Here is a 25691-nt window from a genome sequence, read left to right as displayed (position 1 = left end):
GGTGGTCATCCCCGCTGGGCGCATCGCGCGCGTCCGGGTGCCCGCGACCAGCGCCAACCTCGGGTCCGGATTCGACTGCATGGGCCTGGCGCTCGACTGGTACGACGAGCTCGAGGCCGAGGCCACCGACGGTGGTCTGGTCTTCGAGCTGTCCGGAGAGGGCGCCGAACAGGTCCCACGGGACGAGCGTCACCTCGTCCTGGCCAGCCTTGTGGATGGTCTGGCCGACCTCGGCGATGGAGTGGCTGGGCTCGTCCTGCGCGCCCACAACACGATTCCCCACTCGCGCGGCTTGGGCTCTTCCGCGGCTGCGATCGTCGCGGGTCTGGCCCTGGCCTGGGGCCTCGCGCGTCCAGACCGGCGTCTTGACCTTGGCTGGGTGGACCGGTTGTCATCGCAGGCCGAGGGCCACCCTGACAACGCGACCGCTGCCGTGCACGGGGGAGCGGTGCTGGCCTGGATGCCCGACGACCTGGACGCAGCCCCGGTGGTGGAGGTCGTGGAGCTGACGCCGGCATCCGGGTTGCGTGCGATCGCGTTGGTCCCGACCTTCGAGGTGCTCACCTCGGGCGCCCGAAAGGTGCTGCCGGATGACGTCCCCCGGCTGGACGCGGTGCGCCAGGCGACCCGCTCGGCGCTGCTCGTCCATGCCCTGACCACCGACCCCGCCCGACTGCTGGAGGCCACGGACGACCTGCTCCACCAGCCCTACCGTGCCGAGATGATGCGCCCCTCCGCCGACCTTGTCGCGGCCCTGAGAGCCGTGGGCGTGGCGGCGGTCATCTCCGGGGCCGGACCGACCGTGCTCGCGCTCGGTACCCCAGACCAGCTCGCCCTGGCCGAGGGCGTATCGCAGGACGGTTTCGTGGCCCACCCGGTCGCGCTCGGTTGTGGCGTCGAGCTCCTGGAGGTACGCGGCAGCCAAGGCTGAGCGCGGCACCCGGCGCCGTCAGCTGGCGTCGCCCAACTCGTCGGGGCTCGCCTGGCGGCCGGACCGGTGCCCGGGGTGGCCAGGGTGGGTGCTATCGTTGGCAGTGAGCGCGGTCACCACCCGCTCCGGGTACCTCACAGGTCAGGTTCCCATCGGCGAGACCGACGGATGGACGTCCGGACACCGCCAACCCCCACCGCGAACTGGCGCCGAGGGCAAACTTGCCCCGCCAGATCACGACCTGAAAGCCAGCATCCACCGGCGGCCCGCACGAACATGTGCACACCCACGCCGGAACCGAAGGGAACCACGTGACCGAATCGCAGAACTCGGGCAAGAGTGTCAACAGCATGCTCCTGCCCGAGCTGAAGACCTTGGCGTCCTCCATGGGCATCCGCACCACCGGGGTGAAGAAGGCCGACCTCATTGCTGCCATCCAAGGTGAGCAGGGCGGTGGGAATGCCAGCGCTTCGCGCCGTCGTGCCAGTCGTTCCGCTGGGGCGCCGGCCCAGGAGTCCGCCGCTGGGGCGGCACCAGCCCAGCAGGAGCGTCCGGCCCAGACCATCCGCGAGGACTCGACCCGCAAGGAGACGGCGCACGAGCAGGGCCAGCAGCGCACCCGTTCCCGCCGCGAGCGTGAACAGCGCGGTGGCCGTACCGAGGCAGCGGCCTCCGAGGGGCAGCGCAGCGAGTCCGAGCCGGTGCAGCCGACCACCTCGGGCGGCGAGGTCGCCGACGAGGTGGGAGCGCGTCTGGCGGAGCTGTCCAACCAGGGCCGCCGTCGACGCAACCGCGGCGGCGAACAGTCCGAGGGTGGCGAGCAGCCTGCGCAGCACGGAAAAGACCGCGAGCGCGAGTCGGTGAACAACCAGAGCTTCACAGGCGGCAGCGCGACCTCGGGCAGCGGCAACAACACCGCCGGCAACGGCAACAACAACGCTGGCAACCACGTTGGCAACGGCAACAACAACGTTGGCAATCACGTTGGCAATGGCAACAACTCGGGCGGCGGCAACGCGGGCAACTCGAACAACCCCAGTGCCTCGCGCGACTACGACGACGAGGCCGGTGGCCGTCGTGGACGTCGTCGCCGCCAGCGTGATCGCCAGAACCGCCGTGGGAACAACAATCGCAGCACGGGCATGGAGCGCTACAACGACGCCGAGCCCGTGATCGCCGAGGACGACGTGCTGCTCAACATCGGCGGCATCCTGGACGTGCTGGACTCCTACGCCTTCGTCCGCACCTCCGGCTACCTGCCCGGGTCCAACGACGCCTACGTGTCGTTGGCCATGGTGCGCAAGCACGGGCTGCGCAAGGGCGACGTGGTGACCGGTGCCATCCGCCAGGCCAAGGAGGGGGAGCGCAAGGAGAAGTTCAACCCGCTCGTCCGCCTCGACACCATCAATGGCGACGACCCGGCCAAGGCCAAGGATCGTCCCGACTTCAACAAGCTGACGCCCCTCTACCCGCAGGAGCGTCTGCGCCTGGAGATGGGTGCGGCCAACATGACCGGCCGCATCATCGACCTCGTCAGCCCGATCGGCAAGGGCCAGCGTGGCCTGATCGTGTCCCCGCCCAAGGCCGGCAAGACGATGGTCATGCAGAACATCGCCAACGCGATCACCGCGAACAACCCCGAGGTGCACCTGATGGTCGTCCTCGTGGACGAGCGCCCCGAGGAGGTCACCGACTTCCAGCGCTCGGTCAACGGTGAAGTCATCGCCTCCACCTTCGACCGCCCCGCCGACGACCACACCACGGTCGCGGAGCTGGCCATCGAGCGCGCCAAGCGCCTCGTCGAGCTTGGTCACGACGTCGTCATCCTGCTCGATGGCATCACCCGCCTCGGCCGCGCCTACAACCTGGCCGCGCCCGCCTCGGGTCGCATCCTCTCCGGTGGTGTCGACTCGGCCGCGCTCTACCCGCCGAAGAAGTTCTTCGGCGCCGCCCGCAACATCGAGGACGGTGGCTCGCTGACCATCCTCGCGACGGCCCTTGTGGAGACCGGTTCGCGCATGGACGAGGTCATCTTCGAGGAGTTCAAGGGCACGGGCAACATGGAGCTTCGCCTGCGCCGTGACCTCGCCGACAAGCGAGTCTTCCCGGCCATCGACGTGGTCGCCTCGGGCACCCGCCGCGAGGAACTCCTGGTGGGACGCGAGGAGCTGGCGATCATTTGGAAGCTGCGTCGCCTCCTGTCGGGGATGGATTCCCAGGCGGGGCTGGAGATGCTGCTGAAGCAGATGCGCAAGTCGCAGTCCAACACCGACTTCCTGATCCAGATCTCGAAGACGACGCCCCAGACCGAGTGAGCCCGATTGCCGGTGCCGCGGGAACAATTCCGCGGCATTTGGCGATTCACCACTGGAGCGGGCAAAATTGTCCGTCGGTGCCGGTTCACGCCGCCCTTCATGCAGGCGACCCGGCACACAAACCCATCAAGGAGAAGACATGAAGCAGGGTATCCACCCCGATTACAACGAGACCACGGTGACGTGCACTTGTGGCGCCACCTTCACCACGCGCTCCACCGCCAAGGGCGGCCAGCTGAGCGCCGACGTGTGCGCCGAGTGCCACCCCTTCTACACCGGCAAGCAGAAGATCCTCGACACGGGCGGCCGCGTGGCCCGCTTCGAGCGTCGTTACGCCGCGAAGAAGTAGTCATCCAGCCGAGCGCCGGGCGCAGGTCCCTTGGACCTGTCCCGGCGCTCGTCGTTTCCCCCACGTCGTTTCCCCCACGTCGTTTCCCCCACGTCGTTTCCACAGGCACGCCCACGTCCCCGGGAGCAGCAGTGTTCGACCCCTCCACCAGCCAGGTGAGTGCCCTGCGTGACGAGTTCGCCGACCTCGAACGCCAGCTTGCCGACCCGGGCCTGCACGCCAACCCGGCCCGATCAAGGCGCGTTGGCCGGCGTTACGCGGAACTGACCCCGATCATCAAGGCACTGGCCGAGCACCAGCAGCTTGCCGACGACCTCGCGGCTGCCCGCGAACTCGCTGACGAGGACGAGGCCTTTACCGTTGAGGCCGACGAACTGACCTCGCAGCTGGAACGCACCGACGACCGGCTGACCGCCCTGCTGGCGCCGCGTGACCCGCACGACTCGCTGGATGCGATCGTGGAGATCAAGTCCGGCGAGGGTGGTGAGGAGTCCGCGCTGTTCGCCGGCGACCTGCTGCGGATGTACTCCCGCTACGCCGAACGTCGAGGCTGGAAGGTCGAGGCCCTCGACGAGCAGGGCACCGACCTGGGTGGCTACAAGACCGTCACCATCGCCGTGAAGGCCCCTGGAGCTGGCGACCCCGAGACCATGCCCTACGGCGCGCTCAAGTTCGAGGGCGGTGTGCACCGCGTGCAGCGAGTGCCCGTGACCGAGAGCCAGGGCCGCATCCACACCTCGGCGGCTGGCGTCCTGGTGATGCCCGACGTGGACGACGACGACGCGGTCGAGGTGAACGAGGACGACCTGCGCGTCGACGTCTACCGCAGCTCGGGCAAGGGCGGTCAGGGCGTCAACACCACCGACTCGGCCGTGCGCCTCACCCATCTGCCCACGGGGATCGTCGTCACCTGTCAGAACGAGCGGTCCCAGCTGCAGAACAAGGAGCAGGCGATGCGCATCCTGCGCTCACGGCTTGTGCAACTCGCCGACGAACGGGCCGCTGCCGATGCCTCGGCGGCGCGACGCTCGCAGGTGCGAACCGTGGACCGTTCCGAGCGCATCCGCACCTACAACTTCCCGGAGAACCGGATCGCCGACCACCGGATCGGTTTCAAGGCCCACAACCTGGACCAGGTGCTCGACGGTGACCTCGGCCCGGTCGTAGAGGCGCTGCAGGCCGCTGACCTGGCGGAACGCCTGCAGGGCGGCGCGCAGTGACTCGTCCGTCAGCGCTGCTGTCGGCCGCCGTTCGAACCCTGACCGACGCCGGTGCTCCCTCACCGGCCGCGGAGGCCCGCACCCTGCTGGCCCATGTGCTGCGCGTCGATCCGTCCAGGCTGGTGCTGGCCACCGAGGTGACCCAGGAGCAGCGCCACCAGATGGATGAGCTGATCGCGCAGCGAGCGCAGGGCATCCCCGTGCAGCACCTGACCGGGGAGGCATTCTTCCGTCACGTGCGCCTGGAGGTGGGCCCGGGGGTCTTCATTCCTCGTCCCGAAACCGAGGTGATGACCGGATGGGCCATCGATGAGTTGCAGGGCGTGAATGAACCCGTCGTCGTGGAGCTCTGCGCGGGATCCGGGGCCATTTCCAAGGCCATCGCGGACGAACTGCCGTCCGCCCGCATCCATGCCGTGGAACTCGATGACTCCGCATTCGACTTTGCCCAGCGCAATCTCGCCGGGACGGGCGTCGACCTGCGACCAGGTGACATGGCGCTCGCCTTCGCCGAACTCGACGGCAGCGTCGACCTGGTGATCTCCAATCCGCCGTACATTCCGCTCGAGGCCTGGGAGTCCGTCGCCGCCGACGTGCGCGACCATGACCCGGCGTTGGCGCTGTGGTCAGGAGATGACGGTCTGGACGCCACCCGGGTCGTCGCCCGCACCGCCGCGCGCCTGCTGCGCGCCGGAGGCCTGGTGTGCAGCGAGCATGCCGAGGTGCAGGAGCGCTCGGCGCCGCAGGTCTTCGTGGACCACGGTGGCTTCACGGAGGTGGCCGACAACCGTGACCTCGCCGGCCGTCCACGCTTCGTCACCGCCCGCCGTGGCACCCGACGCGACCGCTGAGCCGCCCTTGGGCGTGGCAGGATGTTCCTCGTGACTGACCTTCCTCCCACCGACGCACCTGTCGATCCAGAGCTGGACGCCACTGAGATCGAGGGCGACGAATCCCAGAGCGAGGCTGGTGGCCCCGACGAGTCAACCTGGCGCCGCTTCGACGTCACCTCGGAGGCGGGTGAGGCGCTTGCTGCGGCACAGGCTGCGATCGCGGCCGGGGAGTGCATCGTGCTGCCCACCGACACCGTCTACGGGATCGGTTCGGACGCCTTCTCGGCGGCCTCGGTGCAGCGTCTGCTCGACGCCAAGGAACGCGGACGCGACATGCCACCGCCCGTGCTGGTGGCCGAGGTGGGTATGTTCGAGGCGCTGGCCGACGAGATCCCCTCGCACGCAATGCGCCTGGCGCAGGCCTACTGGCCCGGGGCCCTGACCCTCATCGTCCAGGCGCAGCCCCATCTGCGAATCGACCTGGGGGAGACCCGTGGCACCATCGCCGTCCGCGTTCCCGACCACGACTTCACCCGCGACCTGCTCCGGCGCACCGGCCCCCTTGCCGTCAGCTCGGCCAATGTCTCCGGCAAGCCCTCGTCGACGAACATCGACGACGCGGTGGGCCAGCTCGGCAACCGGGTGCAGGTCTACCTCGACGCCGGTGCCACCCCCGGCGAGACCCCGTCGACCATCATCGACTTCGTCTCGACCAGCCTGGGCAAGGTCGTTCGCCAAGGTGCCCTCTCGCTGGAGCTGATCCACGAGGTCGCCCCCTTCGTGGAGGGCATCGAGTCCCCCGAGGAGTCCGCGACCCCTGCCGATGCTTCTGAGCCCGCTGGCACCGATCCGGTCGAGGCCGCATCCGACGCGCCCGACGAGGGTGTGGATGCGTGAATACCTCCTGGTCCTGCTGACCGCCGCATCGACCACCTACCTCCTGTGCGGCATGTGCCGCCGTGTCGCCATCAAGGTGGGCGCGGTGGCGCCGGTCCGCGCCCGGGATGTGCACGCCGTGCCAATTCCCTACCTGGGAGGCTTGGCGATGCTGGGCGGGGTTGCGGCGGCCTTCCTGCTGGCCGCTCAACTGCCCTTCCTGTCCCGACATGCGGTGGTCGCCCATGACGCCCGAGCGATCCTGATCGCGGCGTCGGTGATCTGCGTCGTGGGGGTGTTGGACGACGTCTTCGACCTGCCGGCACTGGCCAAGGCCGCTGGCCAGGTGCTGGCCGCTGGCATCGTGGTCGTCAACGGCGTGCGGATGTTCTGGATCGCGCTGCCCCAGCGGATCATCGTCCTCGACAACGCAACCTCCATCCTGATCACGGTCATCTTCATCTTCGTCTGCGTGAACGCCATCAACTTCGTGGACGGGCTGGACGGGCTCGCCGGGGGAGTGGTGGCGATCGGTGGGCTTGCCTTCTTCAGCTACACCTACCTCCTGGCCCATGAACAGGACCTGGTTCTGGCCACCACCGCCAGCCTGGTCACCGTCACCATCGCGGGTGTTTGCCTCGGCTTCCTGCCGCACAACTTCTTCCCCGCCCGGATGTTCATGGGCGATTCGGGCTCGATGCTGCTGGGGCTGCTCCTGGCAGCGTCCACCATCTCGCTGACCGGGCAGATCGACGCTTCGGGACTCAACGCGAGGGGCGCCGGCCTGGTGACTGCCTACCTGCCCATCGTGCTGCCCTTTGCCGTCCTCGCGCTGCCGCTACTCGATCTCGTGCTGGCCTATGCCCGACGGACGATGAACGGCACGTGGTGGTTCGTGGCCGACAAGCAGCACCTGCACCATCGCCTGCTGCAACTGGGCCACTCCCAGACCCGCGCCGCGTTGCTGATGTACCTGTGGACCGCGATCATCAGCTTTGGTGCCATCGCAGTGGGTCTCGCCCCGGGTTGGTGGGCAGTCCTCGGGCTGGTCGTGGCTCTCCTGGTGGCGACGGCCCTCACCTGGCCCCGACCGCGGCGGGCGTGAGATGTTTCGACATCAAGAGATCTCTTGTGCTAGGTTTCACAAGCAACCCAAACTCCTAGTGAGCCGGACATCCGGCGGACAGGACGCGTCACCGAATGACTGCCATGGCCGCTGTTGACCGAACCCCTCGGCTGCCCCTGCATCAAGGTGAGGCGTTGTGTCTGGGCATGCTGCGGGGCGGCTTCGGAGCCGCCAATGTCGCACTGCTCGTCGCGGCCGCCGGTTGTGGGATGGCACACGGGGGAGTGGGCGCGCTCAATGCCGCGGCGGCGGGCGTCATCGTCTTGCTGTTCGCCGCCTCCGGGCAGGCCGTCCAGATGGTTGCCGCGGGCATGGCTGACTCGAACGGGATGGTGCTCGTGCTGGGCTCCTACCTGGCCCGGGTGGCCGTTCTCGGTGGGATGCTCTGGCTGGCCATGGAGCACCAGGAACGCGTGGAACCGCTCCTGGACCGGACCTGCGTCATGGTGGGTGCCCTCGCGGTGCTCGCCGGCTGGCTGGGGGGAGTCCTGTGGACCCATGCCCACCAGCGCGTGAGCGTCTTCGACTCCCAGTGGCGGGCGCGCACGGACACCAGTCGAAGCGGCTCTGTTGGCCGCCGGCAAGGGACTCCCGCGGGTGAGCCTCCCAGGGGCGGTGGTTCGAGGTGAACAACCATCTCGTCACTGGTAATGTCGCCCCCGGTATGGAGAAGCAATCGCGCAACGAGGCGACGGAACCGACGGGTGACGACGGCATGCTCGTGCTCAGCTACGTCATCTCGGGTCTGCTGTTCTACGGCGGCCTCGGGTGGCTCGCAGACCACTATCTGCACCAGAACTGGATGTTGCCGCTCGGTCTGATCATCGGACTGTGCTTCAGCGTCTACTCGATCATCAAGCGTTATGGGAGCCGCACGTGAACAAGGGAGCTGACCTGTGATGCTGCAGCTGTCACTGCATCTGCTGAACATCCTTCCCCTGGAGACCGAGGCGCACGGTGAGGGCGGCTACCAGTCGCCCGGCGTGGAGTCGTTCCAGTTCGACGGCAACTGGGGGATTGACTGGCTGACCAAGCCAGCCATGCAGGCGATCATCGCCGCACTGCTGGTGATCGCCTTCTGGCTGTGGGGCTCGCGCAAGCTCGGCGTCAAGCCGACCAAGGGCCAGTTCTTCTTCGAGTATGTGTACGAGTTCATCCGCAATGGCGTGGCTCGCGACACCCTCGGCCATGACTTCCGCAAGTTCCTGCCCTACCTGCTGGCCGTCTTCAGCTTCATCCTGGTCAACAACTGGTTCGGCGAGTTCTTCCTCTTCATGCTGCCGACCTTCTCGAACATCGGCTACGCCTACGCGGTCGCGCTGTTGTCCTGGATCATGTACATGGGTGCTGGTTTCGCCAAGCACGGCGTGGGCGGTTACCTCAAGCGCTCGCTGATCCCGCCGGGCGCCCCGGGCTACCTGCTGCCGCTGCTGATCCCGCTGGAGTTCTTGTCGAACTTCATCGTCCGCCCGGTCACGCTGGCCCTGCGTCTGTTCGCCAACATGTTCGCCGGCCACCTGGTCGTCCTCGTGTTCGTCGTCGGCGGCGCCTACCTGCTGACCCACGGCCCGGCCATCCACCGCGTTGCTGGCGGTGTCTCGCTGCTGTTCAGCTTCGCCATCCTCTTCCTGGAGCTCTTCGTCGGAGCGCTGCAGGCCTACATCTTCACCGTCCTCACGGCCCAGTACGTGAGTTCGTCCATTGCGGACGAGCACTGACCCCACCCAAAGCTTTCTTCACCACCGAAGAAAAACTCCGAAAGGAAACAACATGACCCCCATGGAAATCGCGGGCTCGATCAACATGATCGGCTACGCCCTGGCCACCCTCGGCCCGGCCCTTGGCGTGGCCTGGATCTTCGCCTCGGTCATCAACGGCACCGCCCGCCAGCCTGAGGCCCGTGGCGCCATGATGGGCACCGCGTTCATCGGCATGGCCGTCGTCGAGGCCCTCGCCATCATCGCGATCGCCCTCGCGTTCGTCATCAAGTGAGCCCCCTCATGGTGCCCCTCATGTGGGTGCCTCAGGAGCTGGACCTGGGCCCGCTGCTGCCGCACCATCTCTCCGAGCTGTTCATCGGCCTCATCCTGGTCGGCCTCGTGTGGGCCGTTCTGGCCAAGTGGGTCGTACCGGCCTTCGAGAAGATGTATGCGGAGCGTGCGGACGCCATTCAGGGAGGCATGGAGCGCGCCGAGCGCGCCCAGGCCGAGGCGGAGGCTGCGCGTTCGCAGTACGCCGCCCAGCTCTCGGAGGCCCGAGACGAGGCCGCTCGCATCCGCGAGGAGGCCAAGAACCAGGGCGCCCAGATCCTTGCCGAGATGCGGGATCAGGCGACCAAGGAATCCACCCGGATCGTGGAATCTGCCCGTGCCCAGGTTTCGGCCGAGCGCGAGCAGGCCCTGAACCAGCTCAAGGGTGAGGTCGGCGGCCTGGCCACGACGCTGGCCGGACGCATCGTCGGGGAGTCCCTCGACGACGACGTCCGCGTCCGCGGCACGGTCGACCGCTTCCTGGCCGAGCTGGAGTCCACGAGCGAGCAGAGGCAGACGGTATGACCCTCAGTGCAACCGAAGAGTCCCGGCAGGGTGAGCTCGACAAGGTGCTGGATTCCCAGCAGCTCGACTTCGCCACGCCGGGGGAGTTGTTCGCTCTCGTTGACGCGATTGACTCCCAGTCCGCGCTCAAGCGGGCGTTCACCGATCCTGCGGCCTCTTCGCAGGCCAAGCAGGGGCTGGCTCGTCGGTTGTTCGAGGGAAAGGTCGGCGGGCAGGCCCTGGACCTCCTGGTGCAGGCTGCTGGCCTGCGCTGGCGTTCGGGCCGCTCGCTGGTCGACGCCGTCGAGCGCCAGGCCGTCCGGGCCGAGCTGTCCAGTGCACAGGCCCACGGCCAGCTGGACGAGGTCACCGACGAGCTCTTCCGGTTCGCCCAGACCGTCCAGGGCTCCCCGGAGCTCCGTGCGGCACTGAGCGACCGCAGCCGCCCTCTGTCGGGCCGGCAGGAACTCGTCCGCAACCTGTTGGCCGGCAAGGCCACTGGGTGGACCAGCTCCCTGGCCTCCCGTGCGGCGGCTGGACGCAACCGCAACTTCGAGACGACGGTCGACGGCTACCTGGCCCTCGCCGCGCAGCTGCGCAACCGCGACGTTGCCAAGGTGACCGTCGCCCGAGAGATGACCGACGAGCAGAAGGCCCGGCTCCAGGTCGCGCTGAGCAGCATCGCCGGCCGCCAGGTCGACCTCCAGTTCACGATCGATCCCGAGGTCATCGGCGGCGTCCGGGTGGAGCTGGGCAATGAGATCATCCAGGGCACGATTGCAGATCGGCTCGAGCAGGCCAAGCGCCAGCTCGGCTGAAGACCAACCCCAAGCCGCCCCACAAGGGTGCAAGCGATTTCGAAAGAGTAGGGACGCAAGCAATGGCGGAACTGACGATTCGTCCGGACGAGATCCGCGACGCACTGGACACCTTCGTCCAGAACTACACCCCCGCGGCGGCGGAACGCGAAGAGGTTGGCAAGGTCGTCACCTCGGGCGACGGCATCGCCCGCGTCGAGGGCCTGCCCTCGGTCATGGCGAACGAGCTGCTCCGCTTCGCCGACGGCACCATGGGCATCGCGCTGAACCTCGATGTGCGTGAGATCGGCGTCGTCGTACTCGGCAACTCCGACCACATCGAGGAGGGCTCCGAGGTGCGCGGCACCGGCGAGGTTCTCTCCGTGCCCGTCGGTGATGCCTTCCTGGGCCGCGTCATCGACGCGATGGGCAACCCCATCGACGGACTTGGCGAGATCCAGGCCGAGACCCGTCGCGCCCTGGAGCTCCAGGCGGCGGGCGTCATGGACCGCCAGGAGGTCCGCGAGCCGATGCAGACCGGTCTGAAGGCCATCGACGCGATGATCCCGATCGGCCGTGGTCAGCGCCAGCTGATCATTGGTGACCGCAAGACGGGCAAGACCGCCATTGCCATCGACACGATCATCAACCAGAAGGCGAACTGGGAGTCGGGCGATCCGACCAAGCAGGTCCGCTGCATCTACGTCGCCGTCGGTCAGAAGGGCTCGACCGTCGCCGAGGTGCGCGGCACGCTGGAGAGGGCCGGAGCGATGGAATACACCACCATCGTCAACGCCTCCGCCTCCGCGCCGGCCGGCTTCAAGTACATCGCGCCCTACTCGGGTTCCGCGCTCGGCCAGCACTGGATGTACCAGGGCAAGCACGTCCTGATCATCTTCGACGACCTCACCAAGCAGGCCGAGGCCTACCGCGCCATGTCGCTGCTGCTGCGTCGTCCCCCGGGCCGTGAGGCCTACCCCGGCGACGTCTTCTACCTCCACAGCCGTCTGCTCGAGCGTTGCGCAAAGCTCTCCGACGAGTTGGGCGCCGGCTCGATGACCGGCCTGCCGATCATCGAGACCAAGGCCAATGACGTCTCGGCCTACATCCCGACCAACGTGATCTCCATCACCGATGGCCAGATCTTCCTCCAGTCCGACCTGTTCAACGCCAACCAGCGTCCCGCCGTGGACGTCGGCATCTCGGTCTCCCGAGTTGGTGGCGCCGCTCAGGTCAAGGCGATGAAGTCGGTCTCCGGCACCTTGAAGCTGAGTCTCGCCCAGTACCGCGACATGCAGGCCTTCGCGATGTTCGCCTCCGACCTCGACGCCGCTTCGCGCAAGCAGCTCGAGCGGGGCGCCCGCCTCACGGAGCTGCTGCGCCAGGGCCAGTACGCGCCCTACGCGGTGGAAGACCAGGTGCTCAGCGTCTGGGCGGGCACCAATGGCCACTTCGACGACGTTCCCGTCAATGACGTGCTGCGTTTCGAGCAGGAGATGCTGGAGCACCTGCGCCACAACACCCCGATCCTGTCGACCGTTGCGGAGACGAAGGTTTTCGACAAGGACACCGAAGCTGCTGCTGGCGCGGCGATCGAGCAGTTCAAGCAGGGCTTCCGCACCTCGGAGGGCCATCTCCTGGGCCGCGAGGAGCACAAGCCGCTCGAGGACGACAAGGTCTCGAACGAGCAGATCGTCGTGAAGCGAGGCTGACCAGACAATGCCAGCATCCCTGAGGGAGTTGCGACAGCGACGCAAGTCGGTTGCCACGACCCAGAAGATCACCCGGGCCATGGAGCTGATTGCTGCATCCCGGATCGTGAAGGCGGACCGCGCGGCTCGCGCGGCCCTGCCCTTCACGAGTGTGCTCAACCGGGCCGTCGCCGCAGTCGCGCAGCACTCCGACATTGACCACCCGCTGGTGGGTGAGCCAAAGCATCGTCGCCGCGCGGCCGTGGTGATGTTCACCTCGGACCGTGGGCTCGCTGGCGGCTACTCCACCAACGCCATCAAGACGGCGTTGCGCCTTCGCGAAAAGCTCCAGGGGGAGGGTCTGGAGGTCGTCATGTATGTCGTCGGCCGCAAGGGCGCCGACTATCTGGGCTTCCGTCAGGTTCAGATGGAGCAGACGTGGACGGGTTTCACCGATGCCCCGACCTACGAGAAGGCCGCCGAGATCAGTGACGCGCTGCTCGAGCGCTTCGTCCAGGACTCGGACGAGGGTGGCGTGGACGAGATCTACGCCGTCTACACCCGCATGGTCTCGATGCTGACCCAGTCGCCGCGTGTGCGTCGTCTGCTGCCGATCGAGGTCATCGAGGAGGGCAAGGACGTCGACAAGGCCATCGAGGCCGAGGGCGACACCCCCTTGCTCTACACCTTCGAGCCCGACCCGGAGACCGTGCTCGACCAGCTGCTCGGCCTCTACCTGCGCAACCGCGTGTGGTTCTACCTGCTCGAGGCTGCCGCCTCCGAGCTGGCGAGCCGCCAGAAGGCCATGAAGTCGGCCACCGACAACGCCCAGCAACTGATCGAGAAGCTCACGACCCAGGCCAACCAGGCCCGTCAGGCCCAGATCACCCAGGAAATCAGCGAGATCGTCGGCGGCGCGGGAGCGCTGGCCGAAGCGAACGCGGACGAGTGAACCAGGAAGAATGGAAATGACTGACACCCTTGTCAATCCCCAGGCCGAGCAGCGCAGCGCTGGTGTGGGCCGCGTCGCCCGCGTCATCGGCCCCGTCGTCGACGTGGAGTTCCCCGCCGACCAGATGCCAGACATCATGAACGCGCTGACCGTGACGGTCGACTCACTGGAGAACCCCCAGGAGAAGCGCACCTTCACCCTCGAGGTCAACCTGCACGTCGGCGACAACATGGTTCGCGCCATCTCGCTGAAGCCCACCGACGGCATGCGCCGCGGTGACCAGGTGATCGACACCGGCGCCCCGATCTCGGTGCCGGTCGGCGACGTCGCCAAGGGACGCGTGTGGAATGTCACCGGCGATTGCCTGAACGAGGACCTCGCCGCCAATGGCGTCGAGATCACCGAGCGCTGGCCGATCCACCGTGACGCCCCCAAGTTCGACGCACTGGAGTCGAAGACCGAGATGCTGCACACCGGCATCAAGGTGCTCGACCTGCTGACCCCCTACGTCCAGGGCGGCAAGATCGGCCTGTTCGGCGGCGCCGGCGTCGGCAAGACGGTGCTCATCCAGGAGATGATCTACCGCATCGCCCACAACTTCGGTGGCACCTCGGTTTTCGCCGGCGTGGGTGAGCGCACCCGTGAGGGCAACGACCTCATCATGGAGATGGAAGAGGCTGGCGTGCTCAAGGACACCGCGCTGGTCTTCGGCCAGATGGACGAGCCGCCGGGCACGCGTCTGCGCGTCGCCCTCTCGGCGCTGACGATGGCGGAGTACTTCCGCGACGTGCAGAGCCAGGACGTGCTGTTGTTCATCGACAACATCTTCCGCTTCACCCAGGCCGGTTCCGAGGTCTCGACCCTGCTGGGTCGCATGCCCTCGGCCGTGGGCTATCAGCCCACCCTGGCGGACGAGATGGGTGCCCTCCAGGAGCGCATCACGTCGACCCGGGGCCACTCCATCACCTCGATGCAGGCCATCTACGTCCCCGCCGACGACTACACCGACCCCGCCCCGGCCACCACCTTCGCGCACCTCGATGCCACCACCGAGCTCTCGCGTGACATCGCCTCGCGTGGTCTGTACCCGGCCGTCGACCCGCTGACCTCGACCTCGCGAATCCTGGATCCGCAGTATGTCGGCCAGCACCACTACGACACTGCCATCGAGGTCAAGCAGATCCTGCAGCGCAACAAGGAGCTCCAGGACATCATCGCGATCCTCGGCGTCGACGAGTTGTCCGAAGAGGACAAGATCATCGTCAACCGCGCTCGTCGTCTGCAGCAGTTCCTGTCGCAGAACACCTACATGGCCACGAAGTTCACGGGCATCGAGGGGTCGACGGTTCCGCTGGAGCAGACCGTCGAGGCCTTCCAGATGATCTGCCGCGGCGACGTCGACCATATCGCCGAGCAGGCCTTCTTCAACGTCGGCGGTATGGATGACGTCGAGGCGAAGTGGGCCGAGATGCAGAAGGATCTGTGAGCATGGCCGCACCGTTGAATGTCGAGGTGGTTGCCGCAGACCGCATGGTCTGGGAGGGCGAGGCCGAGATGGTCATCGTCCGGACCACCGAGGGTGACATCGGCATCCAGTCGGGCCACGAGCCCCTGCTGGCCGGCCTCGTGCCGTGCGCAGCGGAGATCGTGGCCTCGGACGGGCGGCGTGAGATGGTCGCCATCGACGGGGGCTTCTTGTCAGTTGCCGCCAACCGCGTGAGCCTCGTGTCGCAGTACGCGACGATGAGCCAGGAAGTCTCGGTCGACGCGGCCCAAGCGGAGTTCGACACCTTGTCGAAGCTGCACCAGGATGGTGACGCGACGCAGGACGAGGTGCACCGCATGCACTTGGCCGCTGCCCAGCTCAAGGCAGCCCGCAAGGGCAACTCGCACGCCTTCTGACCCCAGGTCAGCCAGGCCCGAGGGGCCGTCCGGAACCGTCCGGGCGGCCCCTCGGTGCGTTCGGCCCCCGACCCGACGGTCGCTGGTGGGATCGGCTAGATTCTCCCCATGGGTTGGATGGCGACGGCGGAGTTCGGGGCGGTATTGCTCATGCTGCTCCTCATCGCCCCGATCCTCGGACTCTGGGCCCGGCGCCGGTGGCTCTCGTCCCAGGGTGGTGTCTTCGACTGCGCATTGCGTCTGCGGTCTTCAGGCCCGGGCGTGGGTTGGGCGACCGGGCTCGCGCGCTATGAGGGCGACGTGCTGCAGTGGTTCCGCATCTTCTCGCTGAGCTGGCGTCCACACGTCGAGCTGCATCGCGATCAGACCGTGGCCCTCGGCCGACGAGCCCCCGACCCGGCCGAGGCGATTGTGCTGTTCGGGGAAGACCAGATCGTCCGCCTGCAGCTGTCCAGCGACGGCGACGATCGCGTTCAGGAGTTGGCCATGACGCCGCAGTCGGTCACAGGTCTGATGAGCTGGCTGGAGGCCGCACCGCCCGGAGGCGAGACCTACCACTCGTGAGCCACCGGTAGGCTCGTCGGCATGCGTGGGGAGTACAAGGTCAGGGGCGGCAAGCTCGTCGCAGTAGACGTCGACGAGGTGGACGGGCTGTTGCGCAATGTGCACCTGTCCGGTGACTTCTTCCTCGAGCCCGACGACGCGCTCGAGACCATCAACGGCGCCGTTGAGGGGCTGCCGGGTACCTCGTCCGCGCTGCAGATCGGCCAGGCCATCGAGGCGGCGATCTCGGAGGATGTGCACTTGATCGGCTTCACGCCGGAGTCGGTCGGGATTGCCGTGCGTCGTGCGCTGGGCCACGCAACGAGCTGGAGCGACCACGCCTTCGACGTCATCGACGCGGTGACCCTCCCACCTGCCCTGCACGTCGCCCTCGACCAGGTCATCTGCGAGCAGGTGGGTGCTGGCGTGCGCAATCCCACCTTCCGGTTCTGGGACTGGGACTCGCCGCTCGTGGTGATCGGCTCCTTCCAGAGCGTCCGCAACGAGATCGACCCCGAGGGTCAGGCTCGGCACGGCATCGACGTCGTGCGTCGGATCACAGGCGGCGGGGCGATGTTCATGGAGCCGGGCAACTGCATCACCTACTCACTCGTCGTGCCGGAGTCGCTCGTCGAGGGGCTCAGTTTCGAGCAGTCATATGCCTTCCTGGACGACTGGGTGCTCGGCGCCCTGGCCGAGGTGGGTGTCAATGCGCGCTATGTGCCGCTGAACGACATCGCGTCCGACAAGGGCAAGATCGGTGGCGCCGCGCAGCGCCGCTTCGTGGACGGCACGGTGCTGCACCACGTCACGATGAGCTACGACATCGACGCCGACAAGATGCTCGAGGTGCTGCGCATCGGGCGCGAGAAGCTCTCCGACAAGGGGACGAAGAGCGCCAACAAGCGCGTCGACCCGATGCGCAGCCAGACCGGCCTGACGCGCGAGCAGATCATGACGAGCTTCATCAAGCACTTCATGGGGCGCTACGAGTCGTCCCTGTCCACCTACACCGACGACGAGTTGGCCCGAGCCCAGCGTCTGGTGGCCGAGAAGTTCGCAACGGACGCGTGGACCCAGCGCGTCCCCTGATCAGGCGTTGGGGTTTCGTTCGCCGCCGGGCACCCACAGCACCTCGGACTCGCCATTGGCTGCCCGGGCCATGATGAACAACAGGTCCGAGAGCCGGTTCAGGTAGGTGACCGCCAAGGGGTTCACCCCGCCGGGGCGAAGTTCCGCGTCATCGGTGGTCTCGGTGCCGTACTGCTCGACGCACTGCCAGGCCGTGCGCTCGGCACGACGCACGATCGTCCGGGCCACGTGCAACTGTGCAGCCGGCAGGGTGCCGCCGGGCAGGATGAAGGAGCGCAGTTTCGGCAGGGTCTCCATGAACTCGTCGCACCAGGCCTCGAGTCGTTCGATCGAGGGCTGTATCACCCGCAGGGGCTCCCACTCGGGGTTGGCAACCAGAGGATTGGACAGGTCCGCGCCCACGTCGAAGAGCTCGTTCTGGATGATGCCCAGGGCAGCGACGATCCGCTCGTCGGGGATCCCCATCGCCACCGCCACGCCGATCGCCGAGTTGGCCTCGTCCACCTGCCCATAGGCGTCCACCCGCAGGTCCGTCTTGCGGGTGAGCGAGTTGTCGGACAGGCGGGTCTCGCCGCCGTCGCCGGTGCGGGTGTAGATGCGCGTCAGGTTCACCATGACATCAGCCTAGTCGCGAGGGCCCGGAGCAGCGGGCATGACTAGCATGGCGCCCATGCCCTCGCCGCGTCCCGTCCTGTCATTGCTCGTCCCCTTGCTTGTGCTGGGAGCCTGCGCCAATGGTTCGTCGTCCGGGAGCCAGACCTCGACGACGCCAGCCACGGGAGCGAGCTGCGAGTACCCCGTCAGCGGGCAGGCGGCCAGGACGGTCGACCCGCCCAGCACCACCAATGTCGCGCGCACGGGCACTGCCAGCGTGACGTTGAAGCTGGACGGCAAGCCCGTCACGATCACCATGGACCGCTCGAAGACGCCCTGCACGGTTAATTCGTTCGAGTCGCTGGCCAAACAGGGCTGGTACACCAACACCAAGTGTCATCGTCTGGTCGACCAGGGCATCTTCATCCTCCAGTGCGGCGACCCGACCGGGACAGGTAGAGGCGGCCCCGGCTACTCCTTCGCGGACGAACTGACCGGCTCGGAGACCTACCCCAAGGGGACGGTCGCCATGGCCAATGCGGGGCCCAACACGAACGGCTCGCAGGTCTTCCTGGTGTGGGAGGACACCCAGCTCGACCCCAGCTACACCGTCTTCGGGCAGATGGACGAGGACTCCACGCAGGCCGTGGCCGCCGTTGCGGCCCAAGGTGTGGCTGCCAACGGCATCAGCCCCAATGCCCTCGCGAAGATCACCGCCGTCACCTTGGGCTGATGGCGCTCACCGCTACCCAGTGCAGGGTCCTGGATGACTGGTTCCCCGGCCACGTCCTGGTGGCCGACATGAGCTGGGGGCTGGTTGACACGGTCGTCCAGCACCACCGCTGGCACGGGGGAGAGGTGGTCGTCAAGGCCGCAGGGCCGGGCAACCACCACATCGGTCGGGAAATCACCGGACGCGAACAGTGGTGCCGTCCGTGGCACGGCCGCATCGGGTGCCTGCTGCACGCGTCCCCGGAGCTCAACGTGATCGCGGTCGAGTATCTGCCCGGAGTCCTCGTCCAGGACAGCACCGAGGCGCTGGACCCCGAACTGCACCGCCAGGCGGGTGAACTGCTGGCGCGCTTCCACCGCCAGGCGTCGCGCCAGGACCCCCACCACGAGCTTTCCCTGGACGCCCGTGCCCTGCGCTGGCTGGAGGGTCCGCATCGGATCGCACCAGCTGCCGAGCGTTTGCTCCGCGAACGGATCGCCGCCCACGCGCATCCCGTGGCCACGCTCGTCCCCACCCATGGCGACTGGCAGGAACGCAACTGGCTCGTTCACCAGGGCCGGCTGTTCGTGATCGACCTGGGTCGTTTCGACTGGCGGCCGGCCGCCACCGACCTGGTCCGGCTGGACCGCCGCGAGTGGCGGGACCGGCCCGAACTGGCCGAGGCCTTCGTCAAGGGCTACGGCAGCGACCCTCGTCAGGCGTCCGGCTGGGAGCGGATCAACCTCCGCGAAGCCGTCGGGACCGTCTGTTGGGCAAACCAGGTGGGGGACGAGGCTTTCGAAGCGCACGGCTTCACCCATCTGGCCGAATGCCTGGGGTTGGATGAGTCTGAGGTCCGGGCCTGAGGGGGTCAGCTCATCTCGAGGAAGCTCCGCAGCGTCGACGTGAAGGCCGCGGGCTGTTCGGAGTGCACCCAATGTCCGGCGCCCCTGATCGTGACCTTGCGCGTGCGGGGGAACAGCGCGCGCATCGCCGGGGCGAACTCGGGCTGGATGTAGTTCGAGGTCTCACCGGCGACCCACAGCACCGGGCCGTCGTAGCTCGCGTCCGTCTCCGGCCAACCGCTGATCGCGTCCATCGACGCCGCCAGCAGGTCGAGGTTCATCTGCCAGTGCCAACGTCCGTGGTCGTGGCGCAGGTTCTGCATCAGGAAACCGCGGACCACCGGGTTGGGGATGCCGGGCGTGAGCAGCTCGTCGGCCTGCCGGCGAGACTCCAGCGCCGCCAGGTCCAGGCCCTGCATCGCGGCGAAGAAGGGGTCGAAGTTCGACCCCAGACCGACCTTGGGGGAGACGTCGACCACCATCAACCGCTCCACAAGGTCGGCGTGGTCCAGCGCCACCCGCATCGCCACCTTGCCGCCCATCGAGTGCCCGACCAGACAGACAGGGCGTCCGATCGCGGTCAGCACCTCGGCCACCTCGGCAGCCATGGACGGGTAGTCGATCGTCTCGGTCCAGCCCGATCGTCCGTGGTTGGGCAGGTCAACCAGCGTGGACGTCGCGAGGTCGGCGACGAACTTGGCGATCTGCAGGAAGTTCTTTCCCTGCCCGAACAAGCCGTGCAGGAAGACCAGGGGAGTGGGGCCGCCCTCGACGACCAGCGTGTGCAACATCAGTGCTTTCGGTTCCAACAGCCCGTGTGCCAGTGTCGGCGCTCGTCGATGGGGGACAGGTTCGAGCCGAAGCCGGTCGGTTCACTGGGCCAGGCCACGACGTGCGGGACACCGACGGCAATCACCTGGTGGCAACCGGGGCAGGTGTAGGGCTTGGTGGCGCGGCTGCCCGGGATCGTGCGGACCACCCAACTTCCGTCCGCCTTGTGCGCCGCGCTCGCATGACCACCGCTCAGGGGACGGGCGGGTCGCAGGTGCTTGCTCGGACGCTTTGCCACCTGGCCAGCGTACCGGCCAGATCGTGACGCAACGGGGAGAAGATCGTCAGGCATGGCGAAGATCGTCAGGTAGGTTGACCGCGTGCGTTTGGTGATTGCGGATTGTCAGGTCGACTACGCGGGGCGGCTCACGGCGCACCTGCCGATGGCGAAGCGGCTGATCATCGTCAAGGCCGACTCCTCGGTCTCGATCCATGCCGACGACCGCGCCTACAAGCCGCTGAACTGGATGAGCCCGCCGTGCACGCTCGAGGTCACCCACCTCGACGAGGCAACCGACGTCCCCGCCACCACGGCCGACCTCGACCCGACGATCACCCAGGTCTGGGAGGTCAAGGGCAAGGGGGGCGACACATTGCAGATCTCGATCGGCGCCGTGCACCTGGACGTCGAACAGGACTTCGGAGTCGACCCGGGCCTGCAGAAGGACGGCGTCGAAGCCCACCTCCAGGCCCTGCTCGCGGAGAACCCGACCACCTTCGGGGACGGTTGGACCTTGGTCCAGCGCGAATACTTCACCGCCATCGGCCCGGTGGACCTGCTGTTGCGCAGCGACGAGGGCCAGTACGTGGCCGTCGAGGTGAAGCGTCGGGGTGAGATCGACGGGGTCGAGCAGCTCTCCCGTTACCTCGAACTGATGAACCGCGACCCGCTGATGAGCCCGGTCGCCGGGGTCTTCGCGGCCCAGCAGATCAAGCCGCAAGCCCGGGTGCTGGCCGGCGACCGCGGCATCGCATGTGTCACGGTCGACTACGACGCGCTGCGCGGAATGGACCACGCCGAGGACCGATTGTTCTGAGGCTGGAGCAACCTTCTGGTGCCTTCCTCCGTAGTGCTGGGTGAGGACACCCACAGGACGGGGACACGATGTTTGGCCCAAAGAAGGCGCAGCGGGATGAGGAATTCTCCCAATTCGTCACCGACGCGCAGTCGTCGCTGAGCGGAACGGCCTGGCTGCTGACCGGCAACCGGGAACAGGCCGATGACCTGGTGCAGAGTGCCTTGGTCAAGACCTACGTGGCGTGGCCGAAGGTGCGCCGCGCGGACGCCCTGGCCTATGCCAGACGGACACTCGTCAACGAGAACATCGACCGATGGCGCTCCCGCCGCTCGGAGGTCCTGGACGACGACCCAGCCAGCTCGCTGGCCGCCCTGGACGCGCATGAGCGTCTTGCCACGCACGATGAGGTGGCCAGGTTGGTGCGGCGATTGCCGGAGGGGCAGCGCAGGGTGATCGTGCTGCGCTACTTCTGCGACATGACCGAGCGAGAGATCGCCGAGTCCCTGAACATTTCCCCCGGCGCAGTGAAGTCGGCCGCATCACGCGGCCTGGCCACCCTGCGCACCCTTCAAGCCGAAGGAGCACTTGCATGAGCACCGACTTCGAACACGACCTGAAGCAGCACCTGGCCGAATCGGCTCGTACCCATGAAGTCAACCTGGACCTCGACGAGCTGATCGCGCGCGGCCGGCAAGGGGTCCGCGAGCGCAACCAGCGTCGGGCGGCCTGGGCCGGGGCCTTGTGCGGGGTTGGCCTGTTGACTGCCACGATGGTCACGCAGCAGGGCACCAGGACCTCCTTGGACAGCGCGAACTCCCCGAGTTCGCTCGTCGAGGTGCGGTTGGACGGGAACGAACTCGCCAACGGTGAACTCCTCGACCAGCCGACCTTCGTCGCGAGGTGTGGCGCGGCCCCGGCCGTCACGGATTGCGCCGATGGCGTGCAGATCGAGGTGCGATCGAGTACGGGCGCGCAACTGGTCACACCGCTCGACATCCGCAGCGGTTCGGGAAAGCTCACCGAGGTTGCGTCCATCATGACGGCGGGGGGTGGTGACCTGCAGCGCTGGCGTGTCGTCACCGTGCCCGGCAATCCCACCTGGGTGGCACGCGTCGGGCGGCCCGGCGACGACACCCCGAGCGAGGTCGTCACCACCAAGCCCGTCCCGCTCGGCAGCTCCGGGGTCAGCGTGCTCCTGATGCGCTACGACCATCCGGTTGGCAGTGGGGAGAAGGCCGACATCTTCTTCCGCGACACCGCAGGGGTCTACCGCGAGGGCACCGGACGAGCGCTGCCCGCGGCAACGACCCAGCTGCTGGGCGGCGACGTGAGCGTCATCGTCTCCGAGGCCCACGACATGTTCGAGCTCATCGCGGAAGGTTCGGGAGCCACGAGCCCACTGTCGACTTCGTCGGTGACGAAGAGCTTCACATCGCAGCAGCTGACGGGCCAGGGCAGGGCCTGGGCTGCGGGCGTCCTCCCACAGGGCGCAAGGCTGGTGAGCGTCGTGTGGGCCGACAATCCCGAAAGCGTCGAGACCAAGGAAGTGCTCGCGGGCACGTACAGCTGTTGGGTCTCTGCGGCCGAGAAGCGCAACACGGACTTCACCAGGCCCACGGTCATCTGGCGCGATTCGGCGGGCACGACGCACACCGACAGGGGTTGAGTAAGTCAGTCGCGCCTGACCACCTCGGTGTACTCGACGTCGGAGCGGTCGAAGACCTCGGTGGATGTATGGTCGAAGACCTGGGTCTGTTCACCGGACTCGATGCGGGGCTGCACCTGGGTCGCGTCGGCGTCGAGCGGCGGCAGCTGCTCGGCGGCGAAGGTCTGCTTCTCCCGCGGGTCGGAGGAGCCGAAGGGATCGTCGTCGGGGAAGTCGAGCGGCGCGTCACCCGCGAGCTGGCGCAGGTTCGACATCTGCGCCACGACCGCTCCCTTGCGCTGCACCAACGCTGCGACCTCGCGCTCCAACTGCTCCTTGCGCCAGGCGTACTGCTCCTCGAGGCGGTCCTTCAGCATGGCTGCCTGACGGTGGGCGGACGCGATCGTCGTCTCCGCTTCGCGCGCGGCTTCGGCCTTGGTCTTCTCGGCCTCGGCCAGCGCTCGCGAACGGATCTGCTGGGCCTCCTCTGCCTGGTTCGCCAGGTCGGCGGCTGACTGCTCGTGGTGCTGGGTGGCCTCGCTCAGCAGCGCCTCCGCCTTGAGGCGCAGTTCGTCGTGGCGGGCATTGGCCTCGACCAGATGGGTCTCAGCGGTCTGCTTCGCTGCTGCCTCGATGTCGGCGGCGCGGCGGTTCGCCTCGGCGATGATCCTCTCGGCCTGCAGCTCGGCGGCCTGGGTCTGGTTGGCGAAATTCTGCCGCGCCTGGGTGGCCAGTGCGTCGGCCTGGCGGCGGGCGGCGGCGATGATGGACTGGGCCTCGCCTCGCGCGGCCATGATCGTGGTGGTCTGCTCGCCCTCGAGGTCCTCGCGCAGTTGGCGCAGGTTCGCCAGGCCCGCGACCCGGATGTCGTCCGCCTCGGCCTGGGCATTGGCGCGGAGGTCGGCCGCGACACGCCGCCCCTCCTCCTTGATCCGTTCGGCCTCGATGGAGGCCTTGGCGACCAGGTCATTGCCCTGGGACTCGGCGGTACGCAGGATGCCGGTGGCGTGGGACCCGAGCCGGGTGAAGTCGGTGGTGCCGTTGGTCCGCTCGGCCAGTGCGACCTCGTGGCGCAGGGTGCGGACGAGCTGCTTGAGCGTCGAGAGCTGCTTCTCGATCTCGCGGACGTAACTGTCGACCGACCCACGGTCGTAGCCGAACATCTCGCGGGTGAAGGACCCCGCCGCGCTTGCCGAGTCGTCGAACAGGTTGAGGCCCGTCTCCTCGTTCGCGGTGTCGTCGTAGTAATCGTCCGACTGCTGCGTCACGTCATTCCTCTCGTCCAGCGGCTCGCCGGGGGAGTGGCGCCCACCCTTGAGGCTACCAACACCGCCCGGACGCAGTGCGGGCGGCGCTCCGAGGGGAGCGCCGCCCGCGGCGACGGAAATGAATGGTCGGCTGGCTCAGTGAGCGGCGTTGGCCGGGGGCTCGGTCAGCTCGAGCAGGACGCCACCGGCATCCTTCGGGTGGACGAAGTTGATGCGCGCGCCACCGGTGCCGGTCTTGGGCTCGGGGTAGAGCAGGCGCAGGCCGCGCTCGCGCAGCACCTCGCACACGTGGTCGATGTCGGCCACGCGGTAGCAGAGCTGCTGGATGCCGGGGCCGCCGTTGCGGGCCAGCCACTTGCCGATGGTGGAGTCTTCCTTCAGCGGGGCCAGAAGCTGGATCTGGGCGCTCTCGGGCAGCTGCGAGCCGGTGCCCATCATGGCCTCGGCAACGCCCTGCTCCTCGTTGACCTCCTGGTGGAGCAAGCGCCAGCCGAACTTCTCGGTGTGGAACTTGATGGCCTCGTCGAGGTCGTTGACGGCCAGGCCGACGTGGTCGATGCAGATGAAGAGGTTCTCGTTGTCCATGGGTCCAACTCTTTCACAGGCCATTGAGGCGCGGGCGGGCGGGTGGCGGGTTTCCGCAACCGTGAACCCTGCACTGCCGCTGAAGGGTTTGGCGCGCCGTTGGTGACCGCAGGGCCAGGCTGCGGCACTATGGTGCAGACCGGTGTGACCTTCCCCTATGGCCACCCTGCCGTACACAGCGAGGAGAACGATGATGCCCGAGTGGGCCAAGAAGATCTTGTGGACCCTCCTGGTCGCGTTCATCATCTACTACATCGCGACCCAGCCCGAGGAGTTCGCCAACGGTGTGAAGTCCGTCGTGGACGCCATCACCCGCCTGTTCCGCGCCCTCGCGAACTGACCCTCGGCCACCTCGATGGCCGCCGGATTCTTCACCCGCTTCGTCGAACCTGACGTCGACCGCCACCTCATCAGCGGGGAGGGGGAGTACGTGATCGACGAGGTCCCCAAGCACTGGGTGACCATGGCAGGGCCCGTGCTGGCGATCGTCGCCCTCATCCCCTGGTTCTGGATGCTGCCGCACTGGGGGGACCTCTTCTGGGTTCCCGTGGCACTGGGATTCGCCGTGATGTTGTGGGCGCTGGTGAAGATCCACATCCAGTACATGGACCGCTTCGTCATCACCAACATGCGGGTCTTCCGGGTGCACGGCATCCTCGACCAGCACCTGGCCACCATGCCGATGACCCGAATCCTCGACATCTCCGTCGCCCAGCCCTTCTGGGGACGGATCCTGGGTTACGGCCACTTCACCTTCGAGTCGGCTGCCCAGGACCAAGGCTTGCGCGACATCACCTACGTCGGACGCCCCGAGGAGCGCGACCTGACGATCCAGCAGGTGATCCAGCGAGCGGGTCTCCGAGCCAATGTCCGGGTGCAGGAGCCGGACGACGAGGACGATGGTTCCTGAGCCTTCCGCACCCTGACAGGGTGGGAAATCTGGCCGCTTGAACGATCCATCGTCCACGGGTACGCGCTGGGCCCACGATGTCACTGCGACGACGCAACAACGAGGCGCCGCTCCCGATTGG

General features: G+C 67.5%; 31 protein-coding genes. 26 read left to right on the top strand and 5 right to left on the bottom strand.

What is annotated here, in order from left to right:
• Nucleotide 1 precedes the first annotated feature (1 nt).
• The 19 genes from thrB to lplAB all read left to right on the top strand — a co-directional run bounded on the left by thrB (nucleotide 2) and on the right by lplAB (nucleotide 17161).
• Nucleotides 2-931 (top strand): homoserine kinase, encoded by a 930-nt coding sequence (gene thrB, locus ABD089_RS10155; protein WP_343886250.1) that lies wholly within the window; start codon nucleotides 2-4, stop codon nucleotides 929-931.
• 311 nt (nucleotides 932-1242) lie between these two features.
• Entirely contained in the window at nucleotides 1243-3246 is a 2004-nt protein-coding gene (gene rho / locus ABD089_RS10150) for a transcription termination factor Rho (RefSeq protein WP_343886249.1), read from the top strand.
• 139 nt (nucleotides 3247-3385) lie between these two features.
• Nucleotides 3386-3595, top strand: a complete 210-nt coding sequence (rpmE, locus tag ABD089_RS10145; RefSeq protein WP_343886247.1) for a 50S ribosomal protein L31 — start codon at nucleotides 3386-3388, stop codon at nucleotides 3593-3595.
• Nucleotides 3596-3726: 131 nt separating this feature from the next.
• A complete protein-coding gene (prfA, locus tag ABD089_RS10140) occupies nucleotides 3727-4815 on the top strand; it encodes a peptide chain release factor 1 (RefSeq protein WP_343886246.1) in 1089 nt (362 codons plus the stop codon).
• Nucleotides 4812-5666 carry a peptide chain release factor N(5)-glutamine methyltransferase gene (prmC, locus tag ABD089_RS10135; protein ID WP_343886245.1) on the top strand — a complete coding sequence of 285 codons (855 nt, stop codon included), beginning with the start codon at nucleotides 4812-4814 and terminating at the stop codon, nucleotides 5664-5666. Before prfA ends, prmC begins: the two co-directional genes overlap by 4 nt.
• A gap of 30 nt (nucleotides 5667-5696) precedes the next feature.
• Nucleotides 5697-6545 (top strand): L-threonylcarbamoyladenylate synthase, encoded by an 849-nt coding sequence (locus ABD089_RS10130; RefSeq protein ID WP_343886244.1) that lies wholly within the window; start codon nucleotides 5697-5699, stop codon nucleotides 6543-6545.
• Nucleotides 6538-7629 carry an MraY family glycosyltransferase gene (locus tag ABD089_RS10125; RefSeq protein ID WP_343886243.1) on the top strand — a complete coding sequence of 364 codons (1092 nt, stop codon included), beginning with the start codon at nucleotides 6538-6540 and terminating at the stop codon, nucleotides 7627-7629. Before ABD089_RS10130 ends, ABD089_RS10125 begins: the two co-directional genes overlap by 8 nt.
• Before the next feature lie 104 nt (nucleotides 7630-7733).
• The gene (locus ABD089_RS10120) at nucleotides 7734-8279 is read left to right on the top strand and encodes a hypothetical protein (RefSeq protein WP_343886242.1); all 546 of its coding nucleotides are present in this window, start codon (nucleotides 7734-7736) and stop codon (nucleotides 8277-8279) included.
• Nucleotides 8276-8530 carry a hypothetical protein gene (locus ABD089_RS10115; RefSeq protein WP_343886241.1) on the top strand — a complete coding sequence of 85 codons (255 nt, stop codon included), beginning with the start codon at nucleotides 8276-8278 and terminating at the stop codon, nucleotides 8528-8530. Before ABD089_RS10120 ends, ABD089_RS10115 begins: the two co-directional genes overlap by 4 nt.
• Nucleotides 8531-8549: 19 nt before the next feature.
• Nucleotides 8550-9368, top strand: coding sequence for a F0F1 ATP synthase subunit A (atpB, locus tag ABD089_RS10110; RefSeq protein WP_343886240.1), 819 nt, complete (start codon nucleotides 8550-8552; stop codon nucleotides 9366-9368).
• Between the two features lie 52 nt (nucleotides 9369-9420).
• The gene (atpE, locus tag ABD089_RS10105; protein ID WP_343886239.1) at nucleotides 9421-9642 is read left to right on the top strand and encodes an ATP synthase F0 subunit C; all 222 of its coding nucleotides are present in this window, start codon (nucleotides 9421-9423) and stop codon (nucleotides 9640-9642) included.
• 20 nt (nucleotides 9643-9662) lie between these two features.
• Nucleotides 9663-10205: a F0F1 ATP synthase subunit B gene (locus tag ABD089_RS10100; RefSeq protein ID WP_343886238.1), complete on the top strand. Its 543-nt coding sequence runs from the start codon at nucleotides 9663-9665 to the stop codon at nucleotides 10203-10205.
• Complete coding sequence (locus ABD089_RS10095; RefSeq protein WP_343886237.1) at nucleotides 10202-11002, top strand: F0F1 ATP synthase subunit delta; 801 nt, start codon at nucleotides 10202-10204, stop codon at nucleotides 11000-11002. The genes ABD089_RS10100 and ABD089_RS10095 overlap by 4 nt, the downstream gene beginning before the upstream one ends.
• A 62-nt stretch (nucleotides 11003-11064) precedes the next feature.
• Entirely contained in the window at nucleotides 11065-12693 is a 1629-nt protein-coding gene (atpA, locus tag ABD089_RS10090) for a F0F1 ATP synthase subunit alpha (protein ID WP_343886236.1), read from the top strand.
• A gap of 7 nt (nucleotides 12694-12700) precedes the next feature.
• On the top strand, nucleotides 12701-13624 hold the full coding sequence (locus ABD089_RS10085) for a F0F1 ATP synthase subunit gamma (protein ID WP_343886235.1): 924 nt from the start codon (nucleotides 12701-12703) through the stop codon (nucleotides 13622-13624).
• A 16-nt stretch (nucleotides 13625-13640) separates the two neighbouring features.
• Nucleotides 13641-15110 (top strand): F0F1 ATP synthase subunit beta, encoded by a 1470-nt coding sequence (gene atpD / locus ABD089_RS10080; RefSeq protein WP_343886234.1) that lies wholly within the window; start codon nucleotides 13641-13643, stop codon nucleotides 15108-15110.
• A gap of 2 nt (nucleotides 15111-15112) precedes the next feature.
• On the top strand, nucleotides 15113-15526 hold the full coding sequence (locus ABD089_RS10075) for a F0F1 ATP synthase subunit epsilon (protein WP_343886233.1): 414 nt from the start codon (nucleotides 15113-15115) through the stop codon (nucleotides 15524-15526).
• 108 nt (nucleotides 15527-15634) lie between these two features.
• Nucleotides 15635-16090: a DUF2550 domain-containing protein gene (locus ABD089_RS10070; RefSeq protein ID WP_343886232.1), complete on the top strand. Its 456-nt coding sequence runs from the start codon at nucleotides 15635-15637 to the stop codon at nucleotides 16088-16090.
• Nucleotides 16091-16111: 21 nt separating this feature from the next.
• A complete protein-coding gene (lplAB, locus tag ABD089_RS10065; RefSeq protein WP_343886231.1) occupies nucleotides 16112-17161 on the top strand; it encodes a lipoate-protein ligase LplAB in 1050 nt (349 codons plus the stop codon).
• On the opposite strand, the gene ABD089_RS10060 is transcribed toward lplAB, so the two are convergent.
• Nucleotides 17162-17776 carry a cob(I)yrinic acid a,c-diamide adenosyltransferase gene (locus ABD089_RS10060; protein ID WP_343886230.1) on the bottom strand — a complete coding sequence of 205 codons (615 nt, stop codon included), beginning with the start codon at nucleotides 17774-17776 and terminating at the stop codon, nucleotides 17162-17164. It abuts the gene before it with no gap.
• Nucleotides 17777-17831: 55 nt separating this feature from the next.
• Between ABD089_RS10060 and ABD089_RS10055 the strand changes: the two genes are divergently transcribed.
• Nucleotides 17832-18488 (top strand): peptidylprolyl isomerase, encoded by a 657-nt coding sequence (locus ABD089_RS10055; protein ID WP_343886229.1) that lies wholly within the window; start codon nucleotides 17832-17834, stop codon nucleotides 18486-18488.
• The gene (locus tag ABD089_RS10050; protein ID WP_343886228.1) at nucleotides 18488-19333 is read left to right on the top strand and encodes a phosphotransferase; all 846 of its coding nucleotides are present in this window, start codon (nucleotides 18488-18490) and stop codon (nucleotides 19331-19333) included. Before ABD089_RS10055 ends, ABD089_RS10050 begins: the two co-directional genes overlap by 1 nt.
• 5 nt (nucleotides 19334-19338) lie before the next feature.
• On the opposite strand, the gene ABD089_RS10045 is transcribed toward ABD089_RS10050, so the two are convergent.
• Both ABD089_RS10045 and ABD089_RS10040 read right to left on the bottom strand, forming a co-directional pair.
• A complete protein-coding gene (locus ABD089_RS10045) occupies nucleotides 19339-20103 on the bottom strand; it encodes an alpha/beta fold hydrolase (protein WP_343886227.1) in 765 nt (254 codons plus the stop codon).
• Nucleotides 20103-20381 carry a hypothetical protein gene (locus ABD089_RS10040; protein WP_343886226.1) on the bottom strand — a complete coding sequence of 93 codons (279 nt, stop codon included), beginning with the start codon at nucleotides 20379-20381 and terminating at the stop codon, nucleotides 20103-20105. Before ABD089_RS10040 ends, ABD089_RS10045 begins: the two co-directional genes overlap by 1 nt.
• An 82-nt stretch (nucleotides 20382-20463) precedes the next feature.
• Here ABD089_RS10040 and nucS point away from each other — a divergent pair, with 82 nt between their 5' ends.
• The 3 genes from nucS to ABD089_RS10025 all read left to right on the top strand — a co-directional run bounded on the left by nucS (nucleotide 20464) and on the right by ABD089_RS10025 (nucleotide 22828).
• Entirely contained in the window at nucleotides 20464-21180 is a 717-nt protein-coding gene (gene nucS, locus ABD089_RS10035; protein ID WP_343886225.1) for an endonuclease NucS, read from the top strand.
• Between the two features lie 68 nt (nucleotides 21181-21248).
• The gene (locus ABD089_RS10030; RefSeq protein WP_343886223.1) at nucleotides 21249-21755 is read left to right on the top strand and encodes a SigE family RNA polymerase sigma factor; all 507 of its coding nucleotides are present in this window, start codon (nucleotides 21249-21251) and stop codon (nucleotides 21753-21755) included.
• A complete protein-coding gene (locus ABD089_RS10025; RefSeq protein ID WP_343886222.1) occupies nucleotides 21752-22828 on the top strand; it encodes a hypothetical protein in 1077 nt (358 codons plus the stop codon). The genes ABD089_RS10030 and ABD089_RS10025 overlap by 4 nt, the downstream gene beginning before the upstream one ends.
• 5 nt (nucleotides 22829-22833) lie before the next feature.
• Here the strand turns inward: ABD089_RS10025 and ABD089_RS10020 are convergent, their stop codons facing one another.
• Entirely contained in the window at nucleotides 22834-24075 is a 1242-nt protein-coding gene (locus ABD089_RS10020; RefSeq protein ID WP_343886221.1) for a DivIVA domain-containing protein, read from the bottom strand.
• Between the two features lie 135 nt (nucleotides 24076-24210).
• Nucleotides 24211-24660, bottom strand: a complete 450-nt coding sequence (gene mce / locus ABD089_RS10015; RefSeq protein WP_343886220.1) for a methylmalonyl-CoA epimerase — start codon at nucleotides 24658-24660, stop codon at nucleotides 24211-24213.
• Nucleotides 24661-24853: 193 nt separating this feature from the next.
• On the opposite strand from mce, the gene ABD089_RS10010 reads away from it, so the two are divergent.
• Nucleotides 24854-25000, top strand: coding sequence for a hypothetical protein (locus ABD089_RS10010; RefSeq protein WP_343886219.1), 147 nt, complete (start codon nucleotides 24854-24856; stop codon nucleotides 24998-25000).
• 15 nt (nucleotides 25001-25015) lie between these two features.
• On the top strand, nucleotides 25016-25570 hold the full coding sequence (locus ABD089_RS10005; protein ID WP_343886217.1) for a PH domain-containing protein: 555 nt from the start codon (nucleotides 25016-25018) through the stop codon (nucleotides 25568-25570).
• Nucleotides 25571-25691: the final 121 nt, after the last annotated feature.

Origin of the sequence: Luteococcus sanguinis (genome assembly GCF_039527675.1) — a bacterium.
Classification (GTDB): Bacteria; Actinomycetota; Actinomycetes; order Propionibacteriales; family Propionibacteriaceae; genus Luteococcus; species Luteococcus sanguinis.
This window is presented reverse-complemented; position numbering and strand designations above follow the sequence as displayed.

What these genes read in the sequence shown, in the direction of transcription:
- rpmE (WP_343886247.1), top strand. Translation starts at nt 3,386, where the DNA reads ATGAAGCAGGGTATCCACCCCGATTACAACGAGACCACGGTGACGTGC.
- ABD089_RS10125 (WP_343886243.1), top strand. Translation starts at nt 6,538, where the DNA reads ATGCGTGAATACCTCCTGGTCCTGCTGACCGCCGCATCGACCACCTAC.
- ABD089_RS10120 (WP_343886242.1), top strand. Translation starts at nt 7,734, where the DNA reads ATGGCCGCTGTTGACCGAACCCCTCGGCTGCCCCTGCATCAAGGTGAG.
- atpB (WP_343886240.1), top strand. Translation starts at nt 8,550, where the DNA reads ATGCTGCAGCTGTCACTGCATCTGCTGAACATCCTTCCCCTGGAGACC.
- atpE (WP_343886239.1), top strand. Translation starts at nt 9,421, where the DNA reads ATGACCCCCATGGAAATCGCGGGCTCGATCAACATGATCGGCTACGCC.
- ABD089_RS10100 (WP_343886238.1), top strand. Translation starts at nt 9,663, where the DNA reads ATGTGGGTGCCTCAGGAGCTGGACCTGGGCCCGCTGCTGCCGCACCAT.
- ABD089_RS10095 (WP_343886237.1), top strand. Translation starts at nt 10,202, where the DNA reads ATGACCCTCAGTGCAACCGAAGAGTCCCGGCAGGGTGAGCTCGACAAG.
- atpA (WP_343886236.1), top strand. Translation starts at nt 11,065, where the DNA reads ATGGCGGAACTGACGATTCGTCCGGACGAGATCCGCGACGCACTGGAC.
- ABD089_RS10085 (WP_343886235.1), top strand. Translation starts at nt 12,701, where the DNA reads ATGCCAGCATCCCTGAGGGAGTTGCGACAGCGACGCAAGTCGGTTGCC.
- atpD (WP_343886234.1), top strand. Translation starts at nt 13,641, where the DNA reads ATGACTGACACCCTTGTCAATCCCCAGGCCGAGCAGCGCAGCGCTGGT.
- ABD089_RS10075 (WP_343886233.1), top strand. Translation starts at nt 15,113, where the DNA reads ATGGCCGCACCGTTGAATGTCGAGGTGGTTGCCGCAGACCGCATGGTC.
- ABD089_RS10070 (WP_343886232.1), top strand. Translation starts at nt 15,635, where the DNA reads ATGGGTTGGATGGCGACGGCGGAGTTCGGGGCGGTATTGCTCATGCTG.
- lplAB (WP_343886231.1), top strand. Translation starts at nt 16,112, where the DNA reads ATGCGTGGGGAGTACAAGGTCAGGGGCGGCAAGCTCGTCGCAGTAGAC.
- ABD089_RS10060 (WP_343886230.1), bottom strand. Translation starts at nt 17,776, where the DNA reads ATGGTGAACCTGACGCGCATCTACACCCGCACCGGCGACGGCGGCGAG.
- ABD089_RS10055 (WP_343886229.1), top strand. Translation starts at nt 17,832, where the DNA reads ATGCCCTCGCCGCGTCCCGTCCTGTCATTGCTCGTCCCCTTGCTTGTG.
- ABD089_RS10050 (WP_343886228.1), top strand. Translation starts at nt 18,488, where the DNA reads ATGGCGCTCACCGCTACCCAGTGCAGGGTCCTGGATGACTGGTTCCCC.
- ABD089_RS10045 (WP_343886227.1), bottom strand. Translation starts at nt 20,103, where the DNA reads ATGTTGCACACGCTGGTCGTCGAGGGCGGCCCCACTCCCCTGGTCTTC.
- ABD089_RS10030 (WP_343886223.1), top strand. Translation starts at nt 21,249, where the DNA reads ATGTTTGGCCCAAAGAAGGCGCAGCGGGATGAGGAATTCTCCCAATTC.
- ABD089_RS10025 (WP_343886222.1), top strand. Translation starts at nt 21,752, where the DNA reads ATGAGCACCGACTTCGAACACGACCTGAAGCAGCACCTGGCCGAATCG.
- mce (WP_343886220.1), bottom strand. Translation starts at nt 24,660, where the DNA reads ATGGACAACGAGAACCTCTTCATCTGCATCGACCACGTCGGCCTGGCC.
- ABD089_RS10010 (WP_343886219.1), top strand. Translation starts at nt 24,854, where the DNA reads ATGCCCGAGTGGGCCAAGAAGATCTTGTGGACCCTCCTGGTCGCGTTC.
- ABD089_RS10005 (WP_343886217.1), top strand. Translation starts at nt 25,016, where the DNA reads ATGGCCGCCGGATTCTTCACCCGCTTCGTCGAACCTGACGTCGACCGC.